Raw genomic sequence first — 21,314 nt, 5'->3', positions numbered from 1 at the left:
TTTGCTCCTTAGATGTAGGTGTCTCGTAGATGAACATCCACCCAGCCGGTAGACGGTGCCAGGGACTCCACACGAGGCTGGAAGCCGCTGCGGGCAGGCACCGAATGCCATTCCCTGCGAGTGAGCAGGTACGACATATCGAATCCTCCGATATAGATAGCGCCCTTATGGCAATCAACCGTTACCGGCGCGGCGGAATGCACCTGGTAGGGGTACTCAATCACACGACCGCTATTGACCAGACGGAATCCCGAATCCCACTCCCCCTGCACAACATAGGTGGGGTACGCGGTAGCGGTGCCCTCGTGAGCGAGCGCGACGCTGGAGGGTAGTGCCTGGTCACCGAAGTGCAGTGTGCCCTCGGGTTTGGGCTTCTGGGCAAAGAGCGGGTAGCGTAGCCCGGTGCCCTGGCCTGCGGGGAATATCTGGGTGGTGAATTCCGGTCCGTAGAGCCAGGGCTCGGGAGCGAGGAGGGGGACTTCAAAATGTAGGCCCACATCGCTGAGTAGCTCAGTCTTTACCGCCCCGTCGATTCGGACGGCGCAGGATAGCTCGCCCCAGTCGGAAGAGACAGTGAGGTTGCCGAGCGCGCCGTCCCAGAGCAGGGATGAGGTGAATCTAGCGGACAGGTCGCGGGCGTTCATGCCGGGGGCAACAATCGTGCCTTTGAGCGTGAGGGTGCGTCCTGACCGGCGAGCGGGCACTGAGAGCATTCCGTGCCCGAGCTTGCGCTGAATATCGGAGCTCTCTACGCCCACTCCACCGTAGAAACCGTCTATATCGGTGAGCCAGATTTCCAGCTCATCTGCGGTTTCGTAGGTGGAGAGCACGATTTCTCCGTGTGGACCGGAGAGAGCTGCGCGCCAGACGGAGCGAGCGCCGTCCTGAGCGAAATCGACCATTAGACCAGCACTCCGTTCATCTCATAGTTGATTGCCTGCATAACTCGCTTGCCGAATCGGTCGACGTCTTCGACGCCGGTAGGCGGTTCAACATGGACGTGCAGCTGAGGCTTTGCACTGGGTGCGGGGGCGGGGTTGTAGGCGGTGTTGGCGTTGATAGATCCGTTCAGGTTTGCCAAGGCTGGTTCGTTCACTGCCACGTTGAGGTTCCATTCAATGTCTCGCGGTGCCAGGATGTCGTAGAGGTCATCCATGGAGGTCTGCACGGAATCAATGGCTCCGTTCGCCATGCGGCGCACAGAGTCGCGGAGTGCTCCGGTTCCGTTCTCCACACCGACAGCGACACCTGCGGGGATCCAGCGGCCGACCTGGTCACGCATGACTCGTGACGGCGAGTGGATACCGAGGATGTCTTTAGCCCAGCCGGGAAGCATGCTCAACAGGTTGTTGAAGCCTTGGCGGACTGCACCAATACCATTAGCGATACCCTGGCCAATGCCTGCCATGATCTCCGAACCAATCTGGACCATCCTTCCGGGCAGACTGGACAGAGTATTGATGATGTCGGAGCCGAGGTTACGGAAGAAGTTCACTACCGACTGGATGCCGTTGCTGACACCGGTGATAATGCCGTTCATAATCGTTGTGAAGAACGATTTGATGCCATTCCAGGCGGCTTCCCATACTGCCTTGATGAAGTTCACACCGGCTTCAATAATGCTGCGGACAACATTGATAGCACCGGTGACGATGGACTTTATCAGGTTCCATGCGCCTTCGAGAATCTGCTTCACGGCGTCCCATGCTCCCTTCCAGTCACCCTTGAGCACACTGGTAAAGAGCTTGATGATGCCGGTGATGATAGCGATTGCCGATTGGATAATCGGGACGATTGCCCCGATAACTGCCTGCACTACCGTGAGGACCATCTGGATTGCGGGCACCAGAATCTGAATCAGCATATTGACAATCGGCATGATTGCCTCGATGAGGCTCAGCACGATGGGAATAACCGTGTTGATGATTGCTGCAATCAGAGGCAGAAGCGCCGCTAGAATTGCGCCGATAACCCCGATGAGCGCCTGGAAGACAGGCAGGAGCACCGGGATAATCGCGGTGACAATATCAAGGAGAGCAGCTGCCAGCTGACCGATAGCACCGACCACACTCACCACGACTGGGACAAGCTCAATAAAGATTCCGACAATCTGCGGGAGCATAGCCAGAATCGCACCGATAGCCTGCATAATGACCGGCATAATCGCCTGGAAAATCTGCGCAATCTGAGGCAGGAATGACATCAGAGTAGTTGCCAGCTCCATAATTGCCGGCATCAGCTGAGACATCACCTGTTCGCCAATCGGTGCCAGCTGTTGCATAAGCGTCGTGCCGAACTGGACGAACAGCGGGATCAATGGAGACAGGGACTGCACAATCTGCGGGATCCATGCGCCCATACGCTCGAAGAATCCGCTGACTACCGGAATGACCGGTTGCAACGAAGCAACGATAGCCGGGCCGAGCGTCTCAAAGATGGGACCCACCATAGACGCAATCTGCCCGACCACGTTACCAATCACCGGGAGCATACGGGAGAAAGCCCCACCGATAGCTTCCACAGCCGGCATAATCGCAGGCAGCAGCTTACCGAACGCGGCAGCAACCTTCCCTCCCAGCTCTACCAGCTTAGGTGCAACCTGACTAATTACCGGTTGCAAAGCCTGAAGGATATTAGCGCCCAGCTGACCGAGCATAGGCACCACCGTAGCAATAACCGGTTGCAAAGCCTGCACAATGCCCTGGAACGCCTGAGACAGCATAGGCATAATCTGGTCGATAGCAGGCTGGATAGCCTGCATCAACGATTCCCACGCGGCGCGCCCAGTCTCCGTTTGCGTGAAGAAGTAGGCGAGCGCACCTGCGACGATGCCGATAGCACCGACCAAAGAGGCAAAGGGATTAGCCTTCATCAGGCCAAATGCTTTGGAAAGGTTGCCTGCAATGTTTGCGGCGGCGGTGTTGAAAGCGGTTTGCGCTGCAGTTGCTGCACGGACTGCGACCTCGTAGACGGAGGCGGCGGTTGCACCCAGCTGGTAGTTCCTTCCGAGTTCTGCGATTTCTCGGGCGGAGCCTGCTCCGCTGGTTAGCATTTTGAATCCTTCGGCTACGCCCATGACGGTGTCTTTGGCCGCCGAAATGGTGCCCATAGCGGTGTTGTAGGATTCGATGGCGCTCTTTCCCAGCCCGATTGCGGTTGTCACGCCTTTGTATGCGGTGACGGCGGTGCCGAGTGCGAGAACGAGCCTGCCGACTCCCTGCTGATGGTTCTCAATAAACTGGGAGAGCTGAAAAAGACCAGTCGAAAGTAAGCGGATAGAAGACTCGAGAATATCGAACGCACTCGTTGCTACGTTTGCGCCGTCCCCTGCTCCACTGAAGCTAGGGAGTACGGATTTGAACGCAACCGCCAGAGAACCCACCACTCGGATAATATTCAGTGCAACCGAGACAAAAGAATGCAGCAGAGAAGGTAAGACGGTCCCAAGGAAAGACCCTACCTTCTGGGCTACACCGACAATGCCCGCGCCTTGGGTCTGGAACGCGGAGGCAAACCGGGCAATCTCTTCACGGATAATCTCGAAGGTGACCGTGAAGCGCTTACCATCGCCCATGGTGGACTTGAAGCCCGTAGCAAAGGCGCTAATGGCTTCTCCTACCTTGGTGATACCCGCACCAATCTGTGTACCGATGACCTTGCCGAATGCTTCGACCGGCTTCATCCACTCCTGGAACGCCAGGAAGAATTTGGTAAGCGCCGGATAGATTCCGGAAAGGATGTTTGCACCAAAGCGACCAAGCGCAGCCTGTGCGTTGGCGAATGCACCGGGCAGGGTGTTACCCATTTCAGTTGCCACGGTACCAGCAGCCTTCGTCATTGCCTTCTCGAAGGTCTCAAAGTTGATCTTACCGTCGGAGGCCATCTTGAAGACCTCTTCAGTAGTCTTACCCAGTTCGTCCGCGAGTGCCTGGTAGATGGGGATGCCTCGGTCGGCGACCTGCGCCAACACATCATTCTGAGCCTTACCCACGGAGGCAACCTTGTTATAAATCGCGCCCATCTCTTCCATACTGGAGCCGGAGGCAGCTGCGGAGTTGGATACGGACTTCAAGACTGCTTCCAGACGCTCACCAGGCTGAATACCAGCCGCCACAGCACCGGCCGCAGCAGTCGCTGCCGCGTCCAAACCGAACGCGGTACCCTTCACGGAAGCAGACGCGTTGTCCATAATGACCTTCACGCTATCCGCATCATTTCCCAGACCACGCAACTTTGCCTGCGCAACGTCAATCGCCTTGAGACGGTTAAAGCCCTTGCTGAACGCGGTGCCAAAGACCGCGCCCAGGCTGATACCTCCAAGTGCTTTGGTGACCAGCCCGGGGACAATGGAGCCGAACTTCGAGCCGAAACCAGCGGCTGCCTTTGCGCCCGCGCTGTCACCTGCGGAGCCCATCTCAGCAATAATCTGGGCACCTGCACCCTTGGTAGAGGCGATAACTGAGACATATGCCTTTGCGAGTTCGTAGCCACCTGCCATATATGTTTCTCTCCTCTCCAAGGGGTTAGGTTAGTCGCGTCTGAAACGGTGCTTTGCCTCTTCCAGACTGACCACGGTTGTACCGAATTTCTTCTTATCTGCGTCTTCGACACCCGGTCTGGGTATCGGTTTGGGGCGCCTGCGGTTCTTCTGCCCGTCTGCTGAGCGTTGCCAGTTGGCCACTGATAGCTGGTCATAGATTGCTGCCAGCAGGTGGTCGCTGATACTCCAACGCTGGTTGATGCTACGCATGGTCGCAGAATCTTCCGGGAGGTACCGGATCAGTGACGCGGTCATAAGCACTCCGTAGCGGTGCAGGGTTTGCAGAAAGGGCGCCCCGTAGTAGCGGACACAGTCAACATCTATTTGCTCCCTATAGCCCCTGCGCAGGGACAGGAGCATTAGGAAGAAGGGTTCAGACGCTCCATCAGTTCCATAAAGAACTTAGAGTATGCGGAGAACTTCACCTTGCCGTTCTTATCGCGCAGAGCGTCCTTGACAGCCTTCACACCACCGTTAGTCACGATGGCATCGATAACGGTGAACATTGCCTTAGGGTTGCCGTTCTCGGACTCCACGAGGTCTTCCATCAGGTCTGCATCGTCCATGGCGTCCACATCGATTTCCCAGGTGATACCGCGCAGCTTGACACGGCGCAGGTCCTTCTTGCCCTTACGCTTGTGGTCCTGGGGTCGTGCGATACCGTTTTCATCAACGACCAGGTCGTTCTTGCTCATGTGTTTCTCCTTCAAGGTCTCAGGGGGGGTGTGCTTCTTTTGGGTAAGGTTCTGTACTCTGCCCGCCGGTTGTTAGCGCCGGAGAAACACACAAAGCCTGCGCTATAAGGCAGGCAGAGTACAAGCTTGGTTGCTTACTTCAGGTACAGGTAAGCCTTCGCACCGGTGGCGTCCGGGGACGCGGTAACGGTCACCTGGTAGCCGATGGCCTCATCAGTCTTGTAGGTGATTTCACCACGTTCGGTGACCTGACCGTCCGGAATGACGATTCGGATAGTCTTGTCACCGTCCAGTACATCCAGCACGTAGGAGCTATGCTCGGACTGTGCACCGGTGACCTTCACCGCGGTTGCGGTAGCAGTCGGGTCGGCGTAGTAGAGCTTGAGCACCTCTTCGCTGGTCTCAATCAGAGTGAACTGGAAGCTCACATTATGAGAGGTCTGAATCGTACGAACGATGTCGCCGTTCTGCCACGCCTTAATCTCGGACTTATCAGAGTCGATAGTCTGAGTTACGCCGTCTTCAGAGACATAGCCTAGGTCCTTGAACCGGGCATCAATTGCTGCGGTGGCGTTTGCCGGTGCTGCGGTCTTCAACGGTGCCTTATAGATTGCACCGGTGACGCCCACGCGCACATTAGAAGCGGTAAGAGCCATAATGGTTCCCTCCATTCATTGGATTAATTGGTTTTGATCGCGGACTCCACAACGGTGCCCCTATACGAGATTGCCCAGTTCTGCCGATACCTGGGCTGGTTCGATTCATCATCAGGCATCCACACAATTGCACCCACCGGCCGTGTCCGATAGATCGTGAATCCATCATGCACGCCGGCGAGCGCTTTGAGGTTTGCTCTGATAAGTTCGGACATCTCATATGCTTCTCTATCCCCTGCAGGCTTAGAGCCCCATACATCCAGGACGAAGGCTCGTTGCCCGTGGACGGGGCTGTTGTCTTCGCCTCCAGAAGGTGTGAGGTGCACGAACCGGGCTGGGCGTACGGTGGGCAGTCGCCCGACGTGTACGTCCAGCCCGGTGATCTGGTTGATGATGTGCCGGAGCGTTTTGAAGATGTCCTCGTAGAGGATGACTTCTGCCATTTACCAGCCTCCTACAGCCTTGGAGAGAGAGGCATGTTTGCGCTCTTCTCTGATTCCGGCTGCGCCTGCGGGGTAGACGCGGGCCACGGCGGTTTTGGCTCCTACATGCACGCTGTGCTTGTAGTTCGCTCCGGCGCGGGCTTGGATTGCTGCGGCGTGCTCGTCAAGCAATGCCTGCATTTCGGGCGAAATACGTAGTGCGTAGAACCCCGGTAGGTGCAGCTTCACTTTGGTTTTTTCTGCCATTGTTTAGCCTTCTACTCGGAGGAGGTTGATACGCACTGCGTTCTTGAACCCGAACGGACCGGTCGAGTAGTCTTCCGGGTGCCCTACGACTTCGAACATCCCCGCTCCGGGGAGTAGTATCCTGTCACCTGGTGAGGCGAAGGGTTCGGGGGCGTATAGGTCGTAGCCACGGCGGATGCCGGTGTCCAAATCGCGCATGAGCTGGTCGGCGCCTACTGGTGCCCAGCCGTACACGGCGACTTCGATTGGGTCGCCCCAGGCTTGGGGCTGAGCACCCCAACTGTCCTCCGTGTACTCCTCCAGAGGCATATGGCGTACTGTATGCGAGGTGGTGAGCCAATACACTAGTGCACCACCTGCTCATCGAGCAGGTCATAGACGAATGCTTTTTGAGAGCCCACCTTCAAAAGCTTCTTCTCTGCTTTAGTCAGGAAGAGAGCTCCGTTAGGGTTGCTGAAACTCACCTGCTGGTTGTACGGTCCTGCAGTCTGGGAAATACTGGAGGCACCATCTGGGTAGGCTGATGCTGCCATGCCACGCTTGACCATGGCGCAGGCAACCATTCGCAGCACATATTCGTCCAGCTCCGCCCAGTGGGGAGCCGAGGCACGGATAAGTGCCCCAGCATCCTCCAGAAGCACCTGGGCGGTTGCATCCGAGCCAAGAGGCATATCAGGCCAGCGAGCGCGTAGGTCTTCCGCAAGCACGAGCGGGTAGCCGTTGTCCATGCTAGCCATCTACGTCTCCTTACTTGATGGTGTACTTAACGAATGCATCCTTGTCATGCAGCAGCCAGCCGTATTCTGCCTCGACACGCAGGGCAACCAGGTTGTTCTCCCAGAGGGAGGTCAGCTGACCGTTGATGGTGACGGTTGCTTCAGTGGAGACGTCGTAGGAGATGCCGCCTACGGTGCCCCAGATTGCCTTGGAGAAGTCACCGCCGAAGCCGACGACGTTGCCTACGCCGACACCGTTACGCACACCCTTTGCGAAGAGAGCAGGACGGGAGAGCACGCTACCGGAGCGTACCGGGGAGGCGGTGTCCTGGGTCGGTGCGGAGATGAACAGGGGGCGGCCGGTGGTGTCTACGCTGGTGTTGAGCTTGGGCTCTGCGTAGGGGTCGAACAGGAAGCCGGTCAGTTCCTTGTCGTCCTTGACCAGCAGGTCCAAACCAGAGTTCAGGTCGGCAAACATGCCGCCCTTGTTATCTGCTGCGGTGCCCAAAGCAACGGTCTTGCCAGTGTTGGTCAGTGCCTGGTTTGCACCGAAGGGGCTGTTGGTGCCGTGCAGTACTGCGGCATCGAAGGCCTCTGCAATTGCTTCGGCGACCTGGTCACGGACCAGGGACATGAAGTTGCCGGGGTTAGAGCGGACAACCTCTGCGGAGACCGGGACGATTGCCGCGATCTTCATGGGCTTCATGGTCTTCAGACCCAGACCTGCGTTGGTAGATTCCTTCTTTGCGCCTTCAGCAACCCACTTCGCGGTTGCCTTGGAGGTGACAACGGGCACCTCGATACCGGAGGCACCAAGGGGTACCTGTCGCACCATCTGCTGGACAGCAGAGACGCGCTTGATGTCTTCGAAGTAGGCTTCTGCCATCTCGGGCTTGAGGAAGCCGGAGAAATCGGTGGTGGTGACTGCCTTAGTGACGGCCATGGTCACCCTCCTTTCACATTTTTTGTGTCTATAGTTCTTACAAACCCAGAGCCTTACGGAATGCTTCTGCGATTCCGTCGCTGTTCAGTGCCATGTTCTGGGGTTCAGCAGCACCGGTCACAACAACACGAGCCGGTTCTGCTGCGGGGGTCTGGATAAGTTCCGAAAGCTGCTTAGCGTGTGCAGTCAGCTCCTCTTCGGTGTCTCCACGCAGGGCGTCGGCGGGGACACCATACTCAGAGGCGGCCGAAGCTCGCCACGCACGCACCTGGTTCTCATGCTCCACAGCACTCAGCCGAGCCTCCGCGGTCTCTGCACGCTCAACAAGCTTGTCCCAACCGGCAACACGCTCCTTGAGCTCCGCATAATCGGAGTACTTCGCACGCTCACGCGCCAAACGAGCATTGAGCACCTTATTCAGCTGCGCCTGGCTGGTAATAGGCTCAAAACCGTTACCAGGCTCTGCAGGTGCCTCTACACCCTCCTGAGTAGCGCTCTTAGGCTCTGTAACCTCAGCAGGTGCGCTATTTTCTTCACTCATACAAACCTCCAAAAAGGGGTACACCAAAACCCCGCACACGAGAACCGTGTACGGGGTTTTGTCAATGGATCATCACCGGGCATTTCACCACCGCCCGTACAGTGGAAAACTCAAAAATGGGTACACAAAAGCCCCGTGCACGCACACCGTGCACAGGGCCTTGCCACACCTAAAATCTAGCGGTCGAGAAAGTCTATATGTTCCTCGTAGTCGAAGTCTTCAGTAGCCAGTTTCTGAATGGAAGATAAAATGTCTTCCGGGATAATCCCTAAGTTTGCCTTCTCTAAAACATCTTTCGGCATCGACAACCCAGCTTCTACACAATCAGCAGCGGAGCACGACAAAGACATTTCCCACTCCCCCACGGCATCAAAGTGAGTAGCCCACTTATCTTTGCGCACAATAGGAAGAGAAACCATGTACCCAGAAAGGACCTTAGCTTCTTCCCAATCTAGCATATACATTCACGCCCAGACTACCTAAACGGATAAATCGATTCGACCTTCAGTTTATCATCTTCTTTACTTACAGCAACTAAGATTTTTCCTATTCTGGGTATTTCTTTCGTGATTACATACGTCTCGGGAAATTTCCCAGGTTCCCATTCAGACCTAGGAGTTTGAACTACACCTAACAGAAGAATAGCTATATCCCCAGGATCTAACGTGCCAAATGTAGTAGGAGCGTTCCCACCTTCACCATGACGGGCCAAAATATGTTGCCACTGCCCAGGCCTCAACAACTCCAAATACTCAGGCCACCCTGACGAATAGTCCCGCAGCACCTTAGGCATCTGAACGCTCTCACCACGCCCACGGTTATACATCTCCCGCCATGACGAAGCCACCTCTGCCAACGAGGGCGAATACCCATGCTTACCCTGCTTACGAGCAACCACAGCATCACGAGCAGCCTCATACTGGGCGTGCAATGCATCGGGGTCATACCCGGCAATCTTCGGAGTCTTCTTCCCCCACGCAGGCACAATCTGGCAGTCACAATCAGCATGCCACTGTCGAGCAGCACCCGCCGACTGGGCATCCAGATACACCCACCCGCGAGATGCCAGCATCAAGCACCATGCGCAGGTTTGCCCGTGCGGAACACGCGCCCAGCGGGGCTTCTTCGGGTCAGAATCAGCAGCGTGAACAATACTCTCACGCCCCAGCTTTTTCACCAGGCGGTCAAGAACCCCGTTCAAAGACTTAAGAGCCTTATCCAGGTCCTCACCTCTCATTAGCTCTCCCAATGCCCACCGGGTCGAAGCGTTCACCACATCCTCGGGCATCTGGTCAGGAAGAGCCGGCTGGAATCCGTCATCAAGCCCCACAGCCTCAGCACGCACCGCAAGATACCAACCCAGTGACTCCACCGCAGCAGCATCTCCATAGTCAGAGACCAGCCCGTACATGCTCTCCAGCATGACCTCACGCTTCATCTCATCCGGGGTATCGATAAGGGCTTGGGCAATCTCTGCCAGGTCGCGGCGCGCACCGTTCACAATCTCATTGAGCGTATCCGCAAGTACAGATACATCAGTACGCGCCACCATAGAATCACTCCTTTACAAGCTCTTCTACCTCACCTGGGCCAGCCGCCTCTTCGGGCTTAGATTGACGAGAAGACACCAGCTGCGCGATGGTCTGAGAAGCCTGCGCACGACGTTTATCCGCCCACAGACGTTGGATGCTCGCGTCGTCATACCCAAGTTTCTCCAAGATGACCTGAGACTCAGCCAGCCAGGGCATAACCTGCACCTGCTTCAGCACAGCATCTGCAGCGGCCGAATCCGACACATGCACCGTCGGGGCAAACCACGGCTCTACCAGCGACACGCCCTCAGTAGAGCCCTCACGCAAAGCAACAGACAGCAACGCTACTTGCCGTAGAGACTGTTTGAACCCACGAATCGCGCGTTCAGCCGCCAAACGCAAAGGATCACGTTGCGACTGGATCGCTGAGTCACTCGACGGATTATCCGAGGGGAAACCCAACTCATCGAGCGGAATCTGAGACTCCGCAGCCAGCAAAGACGCCCACTGACGCAACTGGTCAGTATGCGGCTGCATGCTAATCTGCGGGAACTGCCCCACGGTCGGGACTTCGCCTTCTTCGTCCCTGCTGATAGTCAGCAGTCGAGAGGTCAACGCGGACCATTTCGAGCCGGTCAGAGCCTCTTCATCGGCACCAAGCATGTACCTCTGCGGGGAGGCATAGAATTCCGCGCCGATTTCCGAGCGAACAATCGTGCGGATTGCCGAATCGGTCAACGACATAACAGCCTTAGAGATACGTGAGCGCCCAAAAGGATTGCGCAGGTCAGCTCCCACAATAATGGGCACCAGCAGAGGGCGGCCGGTCTTGTTGGGAATGACCTCAACCGCGGAGCGCCCTGTGGTGTCATCGAAGACTACCTGCACGGTCTTATCTGCAAAGTACGCGACAAACTCGGTCGGGATGAACGAGGTGGTGCCGTCCTTGCGGATTTCTGAAACAGTCAGACCAGCTGAGAGCGAGCGCGTGCGGGGGTTCCAGATTCCAGTTGCCCAATGCGCGGAGCGAGGGAGCCAGAGCACTTCGGGTTCACCCTTGCTAGGGTCTCCTTCAGTCACCGTAATAAAGGCACAGGAATGGATGAGCGCGCTACTGACAGCCTGAGAGAACGCCTCCTGGAAACCGTTGTCGGCTACAAGAGCATTCAACCCGTGCGGGTCATCCTCTTCTGAGGTGGATACGAACCGTTCAAAACGGATACGGTCTGCCAGTACGTCAACGACCTTACCCGGCCAGCCGAGGACGGACCCGATATTCAGGAACTGCCGCGGAAGACTAATTCCGAGGTCTCGGAGCGTCATCTTCTGGTCGTAGTATGCCTGCCGCTGGGCGTTCATGGCTCGCTTGGAGCCGAGCTGGTCAATCATCGCCTGTACCTGGCGACGCTCAGTCTCGGTGAGGAGCTCAGCAGGGATTGCCTGCACGCTAGGAATATACGCGGTCATACGCTAATCACCTGCTTTCTCTTGATGGGGTTACGCCGTGTGACTTTCGCTCCCCAGTAGGCTAGGGTTGCCGCCTCGAACATCGTGACACTACCGCCTTCTGGTGCTTGCCAACCGAAGCCACCGCGGCTGCCAATCTTTCGCCTGGAGGCGGCAAGTACCTGGACTGTCATTTCTGGCTGAGCACTATGGGCAACATCGTGACTGATAACAGCCTGATCGAACATAGCATGTGCCGCAATGACCTGGTCTAGGGAGGGCTGCCAGATAAGCTTCTTGTTCTTCACCCCGGCATCGTGGAGCGCCTGAATCAGATAGCCCACGCCTGATTTGCCGTCAACAACGATTTGGGCTGCGCGCTCCTGCTTAGACGCAAGGAAATCGACGAGCCAGCCGGTGCCTGCAGAGAGCGGCTCGGAACGGATACCCTCGATGAACACAGGCCCCTCTTCGGGGCGGCGTGCCACAGCGAGTGCGACCTCCAACCCATCCGGCGAGAAACGCACACCGTACACATCACGACCGGTTTCTGGTGCAGTACCTTCCAACGCGTTCCACGCGTCCGGGGTGAACGCGCTAGTCACGCCTGCCAACTCATCCCAGACTCCAAGAGCTTCACGACGGAAGGACTCATCAGAGCCGAGCATTTTACGCAGTCGCCCAAAGGCTGTAGCGCTAGTGCGCTCCGGGTAGGACGGGTTAGCTTTTGCCCACTGCCGCTTATCATCCAGGCGCCCATCGGGGTCTGCAGAGAACTCTACGTACAGGGTGTCTTTATCCCCCTTGAGCGCATCCTCTCTGCGCTGCCGGAAGACTTCGCCCGGGTCGTTGGGACGCGGCGGAGTGCCCAGCATAATCACCAGACCGTTTGGGGCCGCGTTGGTCGCCGGAACCATATCATCCATGGCTTTCTCAGAAAGAATCTGCGCCTCATCGAAGACCAGCACGTCAACCTTTGCAAAGCCACGACCGAACCCGTTCTCTCTCGCACCGAAGAGGATTCGGGAACCATTGGCGAACTCAATACCTTCAGAGCCTGCTGCACGGTGCACATGCCCGATGAACGGCATAATGTCCGGCTTATTCGCAATTCCCTGCATGGAACGGAACGTCTCATTATGGGTACGAGCACGGTGAGCAGACCACAGGACAAATGTCCCGGGAAACGCCACGCACAGCCCGAAGATGAGACCAGCAATGGTGTGGGTCTTACCCACCTGACGCGGCAGGGAAAACACCGCACCACCAACGCCACACGCATAGATACCATCTGCACGCTTTGCCACCAGGAGCTTCCCCAGCGACATCTGCCAGGTGTCCAGAGGGTAGCGCATACGACGAAGAGCCTGCGCCAGATGAGGCCAGGCTGTTGTTTCAATGCCCGCTGGGATAACTAGGTGTCGCGCAAGGTCAGAGAGCTTGCGGGTCGAAAGCGACGTCTTCGACATACCCTGCCTCCCTAGCTTCGACACCAAGGGTCTCTTCTAGGGTCTCCAGCTCTTCAATCTCTTTCGTCAAGTCCTGGTAACGGCGTGCGAGCGCAGCAAGGTCACGCGCTAGCGTGTTGGGGTGTTCCAGATGACTTGCAACGATACGCCTCAAAATTCGTAGCTCTGCGAGGCGACCAACTCCAGCATCAATGGCAGAGACCAATTCACCTTCTGCCCCGTGCTCTACAGGAGGCAGCTGCTTAGGCTTCCCGCTTTTACTCACGGTCACCCCCTCTCACTATGTGGAAATTCAGCGCAAAAATATCGCTATCGCCGTAGGGCGCGACTTCATCTCCCCGGGGAGGGGTACCTCCCCTGCCACTGTTTGTTTAGACTGTTCACCCTTGGCATTAGGTCCCCCCTTTATGGCGGCTGATGCCCTGAGCTGGGCTGTTCGGAGAGGGCTAAAAGATCAGCGTTGTTCTTGGTCTAAGCGGTTCTGCGATTCGTATTGTTTTGAGAGCTTGAGAGCGTTTTCCTCCAAGCTTTCCGCCGAGTCGCTGGTTGCATCGTCGGCAGATGACTCGCGTGTTTTCTGCTACGTCCTTGCCGCCTTCGGCGTGGGCTGTTACATGGTCGAGTTCGGGCGAATTCGGCTGTTTACTTCGGTGCCAGTCGTAGGCGACGCCACAAATAGGGCAGAGCATGTCGCCGCGTTCAAAGGCTGCGGCGAGTTCTTGTTTTCGGAGGTTCTTCCAGCGGGCGGTGCCGGTGCGGCTGGTCGCCATTGTTTCACTCCCTCCTTGTTCCACTGTTTGTTTGTGGGTTGGTGGTGGTTGCTTTGCGGAGTGTTGCAGGTTGGTTGCGGTGTGTGTGGTCGCGGTGTTTAGCCGCAGTTGTCACTCCCCGCGCCTGTTTCCGGTGATGGTGGGTAGGGGGTGGTTGCTGATGGGCACCCCCCCTATATGATGCCCCCCTATATGGTGGTGATTGTGACGGGGGGGCATTCTTTTGTTTTCTGGTACAGGTGGAGCCCCTGTCCGTGGTGGGCAGGGGCTCCGACTGAAGTAACTACACGTTGCTAACCATTGAGTGTCGTCTGTGATCCGCCGCTTTCATGTGCCCGCTAATTGTTTTTGGGCACCATGAAGCTGGGCCACAGTGTACACAAGTTTTCAGACGGTTGCAATGAGTGCGGTGCGGATGGTGTCGATGCCGTGCCAGGTGGTTTTGCAGGCGGTGCAGATGGCGGTTTCGGCGCGTAGGTGGAAGTGGATTGCTTCACCCACTCGTTGTCCTCCTTCGCTGGTTTCGGTGACGACCCATTCGGCGCCGCAGTTGGGGCAGGGGACTCGGATTGGGATGGCGGTTTCGTCGAGTGCTTTGATGGCTTCTCGCCAGCCGGTGAGTTTGGTGGTGGCGTAGTCGGTATCGACGTGGCGCGCCCAGTTGATGAGTTTGTCGGCGAGGGTGGCGTGCTTGTAGATCTGGTAGGTGGCGGGCAGGTCGTACCTGATTTGGTGTTCGATGGCGGCTTTGATGAGGAGGGCGTGGTCGTTGCAGGGGCTGGTGGATTTGAATCCGCCGCCGCCGGGTCCACTGTTGGGACGTTCGGTGATGGCGTGTTCGAGTTGCTGCAGCAGTGGTAGGGCTCGGATGTAGAGGGTGGTTCCGTGCCAGGTGTGGGTGGCGGTGTGGTAGTTGGTGAATTCGTGAAGCAGCGAGTCCAGGGAGAGCATGGTGGTGTTTCCTTAGTGTTGTGGGTGGGTTGGTGGTTCGGGCTGGTGGTGTAGGGGTGTGATGACGATGAGCAGGCCGGGGGCTTCTTTGTCGAAGCCTCCGTGGTGTAGGTGGGGTCCGTCGAGGTGTTCGTGGTTGTCGTCTGGGAGGAGCCCCGCTTGGACGTAGGTGTCGATGATGGCTTTGGCGGTTGGGTAGAGGTTGGCGGGGTCGTAGCGGCCTCGGCGTGCTTTGTAGATCCAGATGTCGATTTGTGCGTGGGTGAGGGTGGGGATTTGGTGGCTGGGGTGCTCGTTCTTCCATTGGTGGATGTCGTGGTTGGCTGCGTGTTTCCACTCGTCTGCGTTCTTGCGGTAGGTGCGCCAGTGGGTGCCGTTGGAGCGGTTGATGGAGAGGAGGGTTTTTCCGTCGAGGGGGATCCAGCGGAGGATTGGTTTGCTGTGGGGGGTCTTTTTGAGGGTGATGGTTGCGGGCGGGGTTTCAGAAGGGTGGAGCGTCATTGGTGGTGTCCTTTCGGCGTTAGTGGGTTAGCTGATGATGGAGAGTTCGTGGACGCGACTTTCTGGGACGAGGATTACGAGCCAGTGCGTCATTTCTATGTAGTTGCCATACCCGTTTGCTCGGTAGCGGGCGACGTGACGGGAGGTGAGGATTTTGTTCTCTGGCGTGTGTTCTTGGATGCGGATTTGGAGTGCATCGCTTTCATGCGGGACGCCTTCTCTTACGTTCTGGCAAGGTATGTTGACGTGGCAGATTTCAGTGACGCCGGTAATGGGGCTTGTTTCCTTGATGATTGCAATAAAGCCGCCTGGGCTGTTGAACCATTTAGCAGCGAGCAGTTCGCCGTTGATGATGCCTTCATAGCGGTCGGTTTTGTGGTCGAAGGGGACGGCAGGTTCGACATCAGAAGGGTGGCTGGTCATGGGTGGTGTCCTTTCGGTGTTGGTTGAGTATTGGGGTGTAGCCGGGGGCTGTGTAGTGGCAGATGTGGTGTGGTACTGCGGTGATACCGGGGGCTGGTGGTGCGTGCAGTTCGTTGAGGTGTAGTGCGGTGTCGGTGGTTTCGAGTTGGTAGGCGCGGCGTCCTTGGGCGAGGGTGGCGCGGATGGTTGTTTGGTTGGTGGTGGTTGTGGGGTCTGCTTGGGTTGGCATTGCGGTGGTGGGTCCGGTGAGTCCGGTGAGGATGAGTGCTCCGCAGCGGGTGCAGGTGTTGATGTGTGCTTGGCGTGCTTGGCGGGGGTTGGGCTGGGTGTTTTGTTCGTGTCGGATCCATTCGGGGGTGCCTGGTGGTGGTGTTGGGAGTTGGTCGAGGAGGTCGGGCTGTTTTTTGGCAGGTTTTCGGGGCATGGTGGGTCTTTCGGGGTGCATGGAAAAGTTGTGTCACTGGGTGTTTTGCCTTGTCGGCAGGTTTTCAGTGACACAAGTGACACAAGGTTCTATATGCATGGCTGTAACGGGCGTGTGTGCGCGCGTATGTGTTTGTCATCTACTTGCAAAAGTTGTGTCACTTGTGTCACTGATTTATGGTCTGACTTGGGAAAACCTCAGTGACACAAGGGTTAAAAGTTGTGTCACTTTGTGTCACTTTGTGTCACTACCAAATGTCAGAATCTTTGAGCTGCAGGCCGCCGAACACGCGCCCGCCGCTGTTTGTTGCGCGCGGTGCGTCTCGGCCGACCAGCACCCCGTGCACCTTCAACTGCGAGGCGAGCGCCCTACCCTTGACCGGCTCCAGCCCTTCCTCCGCACACCAGATGTGGTAGGCCTGGCGTAGGTCGGTGACCGCCACGGTGTAGTGCCGGTTGCCGGGGTAGAGGTCGCAGCGGGCGGCGAGGAACTGACCGACCGTGTCCTGGCTACTCTTGTAGGCTTCGGTGGCGGCGCGGACTGCTTCGGGCGGCTGTAGCCCGTCACGGAAGTATGCGACTGCGCCTTGGATGATCCATGCGAGCACTGCCGCCGCATCCTGCCGCAGCTTCTCCGGCAGGAGCTCATCACGCTCTTCGGCGGGGACAGTGTGGACGAACGGGACGAGGTTCATGCGCCTCCACACGGACTCGCCGCCGTCTTCGACTGCGGGCTGGTGGTTGCCCATCAGGTGCAGGTGGTGGGTGGGGGTGAATTCGAAGAAGTCCTTGTTTATGAAGCGGGCGGTGATGCGGTCGCCGCCGGTGAGCATCTTGAGCTTGGCTTCGTCGAGGGTGTCGGTTGCGTTGGTTTCGGAGCCGACGACGAAGCGCTTGCCGTTGAGGCGCGCCAATTCGGTGGCGTGTTCTTGGAAGGGCTTCTTCATCAGGAACCCAGCGGGCAAGGTTGCGGCGTAGTCGCCGAGTGCGCCGGTGATGGCGTCGTAGTAGACGGATTTGCCGTTGCCGCCGGTGCCGTAGGCGAAGGCGAAGACGTGCTCACGCTGCAGGCCGGTCGCACTGTAGCCGGCGAGCCTCTGCATGTAGCCGGTGAGGGCGGTGTCGTGGTTGAAGGTGGTGGCGAGGAACCGCTCCCAGGTGGAGCTGGTGCCTGCGGGTGCCACGGCGGTTTGTTTGGTGTGCATGCGCTCTGGTGTGTGTGGCATGAGTTCTCCTGTTCTGAGGTTGATGATTCCGGCGGGGGTGTTGAGTTCGTCGAGGTGGGTGTCGAAGGCTGAGGCGGGTACTGCGATAGTCGGCTGGACTTTGAGGAGTCCGAGTAGGGCGGTGGAGCCGCGGTGGGAGCGGGCGTAGCGGATGAGTGCGTGTGCTTCTTTGTCGGGTTTGCCTTCGTCGGTGACGGGTGGGTTGAGGGCGGCTGCGAAGTTGAGCAGTGCGAGCTTGGTGTCGCCGCCCGTATCAGGCTGTTCTTCCCAGCGGGTGCCGGTCCAGTGGAAGAAGCGGCCGCGGTCGATGTTGTAGCGGATGTGGTTGTTGAAGAGGTGGGTGAAGGCGCGGATGAGGCCGAGTTCGGTCCAGTCGGTAATGGCGGTTGCGCCGTCACTACTGGCGGTGGTGGGTTCCTCTGCGGCGGTGGTTGCTGTTTCGGGTGCCTGCTCCCTCACCGCCGGCACCTCTGCCGGTTCTCCTGCGGGGGCGGGTGGCGGTGTGGGTGGTGCCGGGTGGCGGGCGGGGAGGATGTCTGCGAGTTTCACGGTGATGGGTGCTTTCTCACCAAAACCTGCGGCTGCGAGGGCGCGGGCGGCGGCGGTGTCGTCGCCTGCGTGGTTGAGCAGTGAGTAGGCGCGGAATTTGGTGATGGGTTCTTCAACAGGGAAGTCGGGGACGGAGGACGAGAAGACGTAGAGGCGGTCGCGGTCGTCGGCGTGGCCGGTGGATGCGGAGTGCCCGTCGCGGGGGTGTTTGCCGGGTCGGGTCCAGAACCGCTCACCGCTAGACAGTGTGGAGTGGAGTGTCCAGCCGTGGGGGGTGAGGATGTCTGCCCAGTCGGTCTTTGCTTCGTAGTCGTCTCCGGGCTTCACACCGCCCTCAGCCGGGCTTTCAGCAGCGGGGCGGGTGGTGGTGGGCTTGGGGGTGCTAAAGAGCGTTACGGGGCGTTCTGGGGTTTCGTCGAGGGTGTCGGTGATTGCCTTGTGGAACGCGGCGCGCTCAGTTTCGGTGATGGTGGGGACGGTTTCGCATCCGCCTGCGAGTACCTGCCAGGGGTTGCCGCTCTTGTGGTGGCTGCCGGGGGTCGGAGACGCGATGAAGTATCCGCCTTCGCCGCGGGTTTCGGCGAGGACTTCACCGGCGGCGTTGCGTGCGAGTTTGGTGTTGCCGGGTACCTTGGCGCCCGCTTCGAGGCGGTAGATCCAGTGGAAGCCGCCGGAGGGTGAGAGTTCGAGCCAGCCGCTGTTGAGGCGTTCCCAGAGCTGGGCGTGGCCGTGTCTGGTCATGGCGGCGGCGATCTTGGGGAGGTCGGCTGCGGCGCGCCCTTCGATTTCGGTCATTTCAAGACGGTCGGAGGCGGCGCCGGTGACGATGGCGATGCCGAGGTTACGCCGGTTGCCGTCCCGGTACCATTCGTTGATTTCGGCCAGCGGTGCGGGGGCGGTCTGGTATGCCTTCCAGGGTAGGGCGGGTGCTTTGGTGCCGTCGGGGCGGGTGGGGATGATAGAGAGGCGGTGGTTGCGTAGGTGGAGGGCGGTTTCGAGGGTGACGGGGGTTCCCATAGTGTGTCCTTCAGGTTGGTTGGTTTGGTTGGGGTGGGTGTGCCCCGCGCGGTTTGGTGTGTGGAAGTCCGCGCGGGGCACTGATGGGGTTACCGGTGAAGGTAGATGTGCGGCGCTATGCGGCGGTGGCGCGGATGGTGGCGACGGTTTCTGCGGTGACTGGCAGGCCGGTGCCGGCGAGGGTTGCGGCGATCTGCTCATCAGCCTGGCCGGTGGCGATGAGGGCGGTGACTGCCTGGCGTACTGCGTCGGGTACGGCGGGGACCGGTGCCGGGGCTGCAGGTGCCGCTACAGGCTGTGCAGGCGCAGCAGGAGCCGGTGCCGGTGCCGCCGGGGCAGGTGCCGCTGCGGGCTGTGCGACGGGCTGTGCGGGTGCCTGGTTGGTGAACATGCCACCAGCCGGTGCCGGAGCCTGGTATGCCGCCGTGTAGATCTTGCGGGGGTTCGCCGGGTTCTTGCTGTTCGGGTCGAAACCACTGAAGGTCACGGTCAGCTGGCCACCAATGTCGATGGCGCCTGCGCCTGCCTGGTGCACTGCCTGACGGATGGCGGAGAGGATGGAGCCGGAGCGGCCGTCCTCAACAACCCAGAGGGTGCGCTTGCCAGTGTCATTGGCGTCCTGCGGGTCACGCTCGGTCGTGTCGAGGGTGACTGCGACCTGCATCTTCGGGCGGGTGCGTTCCTTGTCCCAGTAGGCGAGCTCATTGGAACCGTACTCGGTGGCCTGGCGTGCATCGCTGACCTCGGTGATGGTGCCGGTGTGGGTGTCGCCGGGGTTGGTGAACTTCCAGGAATGGCTGGCGCGGGGTGCGAAGAAATCGAAAGCGGACATTATGGTTTTCCTTTCAAAAGGGGGTTGATAAAAAATTTGGGGGTTAGATGGTGGCGTTCTGCTTCGCCCTATCAGCAGGGCACCAGGGGCAGAACCTCTCATTGCAGAGCGGGTACATCGCCAGCGTCGCGTCCTTACCGATTGCGTTAATGAGGCTGACCAGCTGGTTTGCCTTAGCGAGCGCAGCTTCTGCAATCTCGGGCTGGTAGGGTTCCCACCAGAAGTAGGCGTCGCCGAGTTCACCGTCACGGGGCAAGAACGCGATCATGACCTGTTGAACTTCGTAGCCGGCGTTGACCCAGCCGGTACCGTACAGGTGAGCCTGCACCCTGTACTGCTGGCTTGGACCGTGCAGCTTGTATTTTTTGAGCATGGCGGGACCGACGAACTTCCAGTCAACGACGGTCTTGTCGTTGACGCTGAACAGGTCGGTTGAGCCAGTGATCGCGGTACCGCCAATCTGGCCGACGGTGACGCGGTTCTCGACGAGGTACCCTTCGTCCTTGTGGGCGCCGAACCATTCCTCCATTTGGGTGTGGCAGGCGGTGCCGACGGTGGGTTTCCAGGCGATGCCGCGGTCGGGTTCGGTGTCTCCTGCGAGTTTGTGGATGAGCCTGCGGGTGCAGTCCATGCCGATCTCGGAGGGGCCGATGCGTTTCTGGAGGCTGCGGGGGTGGGCGGTGATGGAGTCGGTGATGATGCCCATGATGCCTGCGACGGTGATGTCGGCGGTGTAGGCTTCTGCTTGCCCTGCCCCGGTGGGGGGTTTGGCGATGGTGGGGGTGACCAACGTGCGTTTCCTTCCTATGGGTGGTTAGCGGATGGTGAGGCGTGCGGTGGAGTCCTCGGCGAACTGGTCTTTCAGCGCCGGGGCGAGGGTCTTCAAATCGACCTTGCGCACGGTCTGGTAGAACTGCGGGAACGACTCGACCGGGTAGGTTTCGACGAATTTCTTCTCGTTGAATCGGCGGGGGTGGGAGACGGTGAGGGTCGCGTCGCCGCAGGTGTACTTGCCGTTCGGCAGGGCCTTGAGGGTCGCCTCGATCTTGGCGGCTTCTTCCTTGAGGTGGGCGATGTCTGCCTGGATGTTGACGAGTTCGAGGGCGAGTGCCTGCAGCTGTTCGTCGGTGATGGTTGCGCCGGTGAGGGTGGTGTGGGTGGTCATTTCTTTCTCCTTCTTTCGGGTGGGGTTGAGGCGGTTGCGGCGGGCGGTGAGCCAGCCGGTGAGAACCTCGTGGTTGTGGACGTCACGCGCTTTGGTGAGCGTGGTGACGGGTACTGGGGGTGCCGCCATCGCCTTCGTGGTCATGAAGGGAATCCAGGGTTCGCGGCCTTCTGCTTTAGCTCTGCGTTGTTCGCGTTTGATGCAGGTTTTGCAGTCGGGGTTGGTTTGGT

Annotated in this window: 22 protein-coding genes; all 22 read right to left on the bottom strand. The window is 58.7% G+C overall.

The genetic code is table 11. From position 1 onward, the window contains the following. Positions 1–8: 8 nt before the first annotated feature. Positions 9–902: a hypothetical protein gene (locus HMPREF2710_RS05880; RefSeq protein WP_070600069.1), complete on the bottom strand. Its 894-nt coding sequence runs from the start codon at positions 900–902 to the stop codon at positions 9–11. After that, a complete protein-coding gene (locus HMPREF2710_RS05875; RefSeq protein ID WP_070600067.1) occupies positions 902–4,498 on the bottom strand; it encodes a tape measure protein in 3,597 nt (1,198 codons plus the stop codon). The genes HMPREF2710_RS05880 and HMPREF2710_RS05875 overlap by 1 nt, the downstream gene beginning before the upstream one ends. Positions 4,499–4,528: 30 nt before the next feature. After that, a complete protein-coding gene (locus HMPREF2710_RS05870) occupies positions 4,529–4,795 on the bottom strand; it encodes a DUF5361 domain-containing protein (protein ID WP_138187122.1) in 267 nt (88 codons plus the stop codon). A gap of 104 nt (positions 4,796–4,899) precedes the next feature. Next, the gene (locus tag HMPREF2710_RS05865) at positions 4,900–5,235 is read right to left on the bottom strand and encodes a hypothetical protein (RefSeq protein ID WP_070600064.1); all 336 of its coding nucleotides are present in this window, start codon (positions 5,233–5,235) and stop codon (positions 4,900–4,902) included. Positions 5,236–5,369: 134 nt separating this feature from the next. Beyond that, positions 5,370–5,891 carry a phage tail tube protein gene (locus tag HMPREF2710_RS05860; protein ID WP_070600062.1) on the bottom strand — a complete coding sequence of 174 codons (522 nt, stop codon included), beginning with the start codon at positions 5,889–5,891 and terminating at the stop codon, positions 5,370–5,372. A gap of 23 nt (positions 5,892–5,914) precedes the next feature. After that, the gene (locus tag HMPREF2710_RS05855; RefSeq protein ID WP_070600060.1) at positions 5,915–6,334 is read right to left on the bottom strand and encodes a hypothetical protein; all 420 of its coding nucleotides are present in this window, start codon (positions 6,332–6,334) and stop codon (positions 5,915–5,917) included. Next, a complete protein-coding gene (locus HMPREF2710_RS05850; protein WP_070600057.1) occupies positions 6,335–6,580 on the bottom strand; it encodes a hypothetical protein in 246 nt (81 codons plus the stop codon). A 344-nt stretch (positions 6,581–6,924) separates the two neighbouring features. After that, on the bottom strand, positions 6,925–7,317 hold the full coding sequence (locus HMPREF2710_RS05840; RefSeq protein ID WP_070600053.1) for a Gp19/Gp15/Gp42 family protein: 393 nt from the start codon (positions 7,315–7,317) through the stop codon (positions 6,925–6,927). Between the two features lie 10 nt (positions 7,318–7,327). After that, entirely contained in the window at positions 7,328–8,245 is a 918-nt protein-coding gene (locus HMPREF2710_RS05835) for a phage major capsid protein (protein ID WP_305793920.1), read from the bottom strand. 31 nt (positions 8,246–8,276) lie between these two features. After that, positions 8,277–8,780, bottom strand: coding sequence for a hypothetical protein (locus HMPREF2710_RS05830; RefSeq protein ID WP_070600050.1), 504 nt, complete (start codon positions 8,778–8,780; stop codon positions 8,277–8,279). 176 nt (positions 8,781–8,956) lie between these two features. After that, complete coding sequence (locus HMPREF2710_RS05825) at positions 8,957–9,238, bottom strand: hypothetical protein (RefSeq protein ID WP_138187120.1); 282 nt, start codon at positions 9,236–9,238, stop codon at positions 8,957–8,959. 17 nt (positions 9,239–9,255) lie between these two features. Beyond that, positions 9,256–10,332: a VG15 protein gene (locus tag HMPREF2710_RS05820; RefSeq protein WP_070600045.1), complete on the bottom strand. Its 1,077-nt coding sequence runs from the start codon at positions 10,330–10,332 to the stop codon at positions 9,256–9,258. Between the two features lie 4 nt (positions 10,333–10,336). Continuing rightward, positions 10,337–11,779: a phage portal protein gene (locus HMPREF2710_RS05815; protein ID WP_070600043.1), complete on the bottom strand. Its 1,443-nt coding sequence runs from the start codon at positions 11,777–11,779 to the stop codon at positions 10,337–10,339. Then, on the bottom strand, positions 11,776–13,227 hold the full coding sequence (locus HMPREF2710_RS05810; RefSeq protein WP_070600041.1) for a hypothetical protein: 1,452 nt from the start codon (positions 13,225–13,227) through the stop codon (positions 11,776–11,778). Before HMPREF2710_RS05810 ends, HMPREF2710_RS05815 begins: the two co-directional genes overlap by 4 nt. Before the next feature lie 446 nt (positions 13,228–13,673). Continuing rightward, a complete protein-coding gene (locus HMPREF2710_RS09265) occupies positions 13,674–13,997 on the bottom strand; it encodes an HNH endonuclease (protein WP_083303501.1) in 324 nt (107 codons plus the stop codon). Between the two features lie 387 nt (positions 13,998–14,384). Continuing rightward, positions 14,385–14,948 (bottom strand): DUF7340 domain-containing protein, encoded by a 564-nt coding sequence (locus HMPREF2710_RS05800; protein WP_070600038.1) that lies wholly within the window; start codon positions 14,946–14,948, stop codon positions 14,385–14,387. Between the two features lie 12 nt (positions 14,949–14,960). Further along, positions 14,961–15,449 (bottom strand): hypothetical protein, encoded by a 489-nt coding sequence (locus HMPREF2710_RS05795; RefSeq protein ID WP_070600035.1) that lies wholly within the window; start codon positions 15,447–15,449, stop codon positions 14,961–14,963. Positions 15,450–15,476: 27 nt separating this feature from the next. Further along, positions 15,477–15,872 carry a hypothetical protein gene (locus HMPREF2710_RS09395; RefSeq protein ID WP_096740620.1) on the bottom strand — a complete coding sequence of 132 codons (396 nt, stop codon included), beginning with the start codon at positions 15,870–15,872 and terminating at the stop codon, positions 15,477–15,479. A gap of 671 nt (positions 15,873–16,543) precedes the next feature. Next, positions 16,544–19,087 carry a phage/plasmid primase, P4 family gene (locus HMPREF2710_RS05785; RefSeq protein WP_070600032.1) on the bottom strand — a complete coding sequence of 848 codons (2,544 nt, stop codon included), beginning with the start codon at positions 19,085–19,087 and terminating at the stop codon, positions 16,544–16,546. 115 nt (positions 19,088–19,202) lie between these two features. Further along, entirely contained in the window at positions 19,203–19,919 is a 717-nt protein-coding gene (locus HMPREF2710_RS09490) for a hypothetical protein (RefSeq protein ID WP_070600030.1), read from the bottom strand. Positions 19,920–19,962: 43 nt separating this feature from the next. Further along, on the bottom strand, positions 19,963–20,709 hold the full coding sequence (locus tag HMPREF2710_RS05775; RefSeq protein WP_070600028.1) for a hypothetical protein: 747 nt from the start codon (positions 20,707–20,709) through the stop codon (positions 19,963–19,965). A gap of 24 nt (positions 20,710–20,733) precedes the next feature. Continuing rightward, positions 20,734–21,228, bottom strand: a complete 495-nt coding sequence (locus HMPREF2710_RS05770; RefSeq protein ID WP_070600026.1) for a hypothetical protein — start codon at positions 21,226–21,228, stop codon at positions 20,734–20,736. Between the last annotated feature and the right edge of the window lie 86 nt (positions 21,229–21,314).

Origin of the sequence: Rothia sp. HMSC069D01 (assembly GCF_001810135.1) — a bacterium.
Classification (GTDB): Bacteria; Actinomycetota; Actinomycetes; order Actinomycetales; family Micrococcaceae; genus Rothia.
This window is presented reverse-complemented; position numbering and strand designations above follow the sequence as displayed.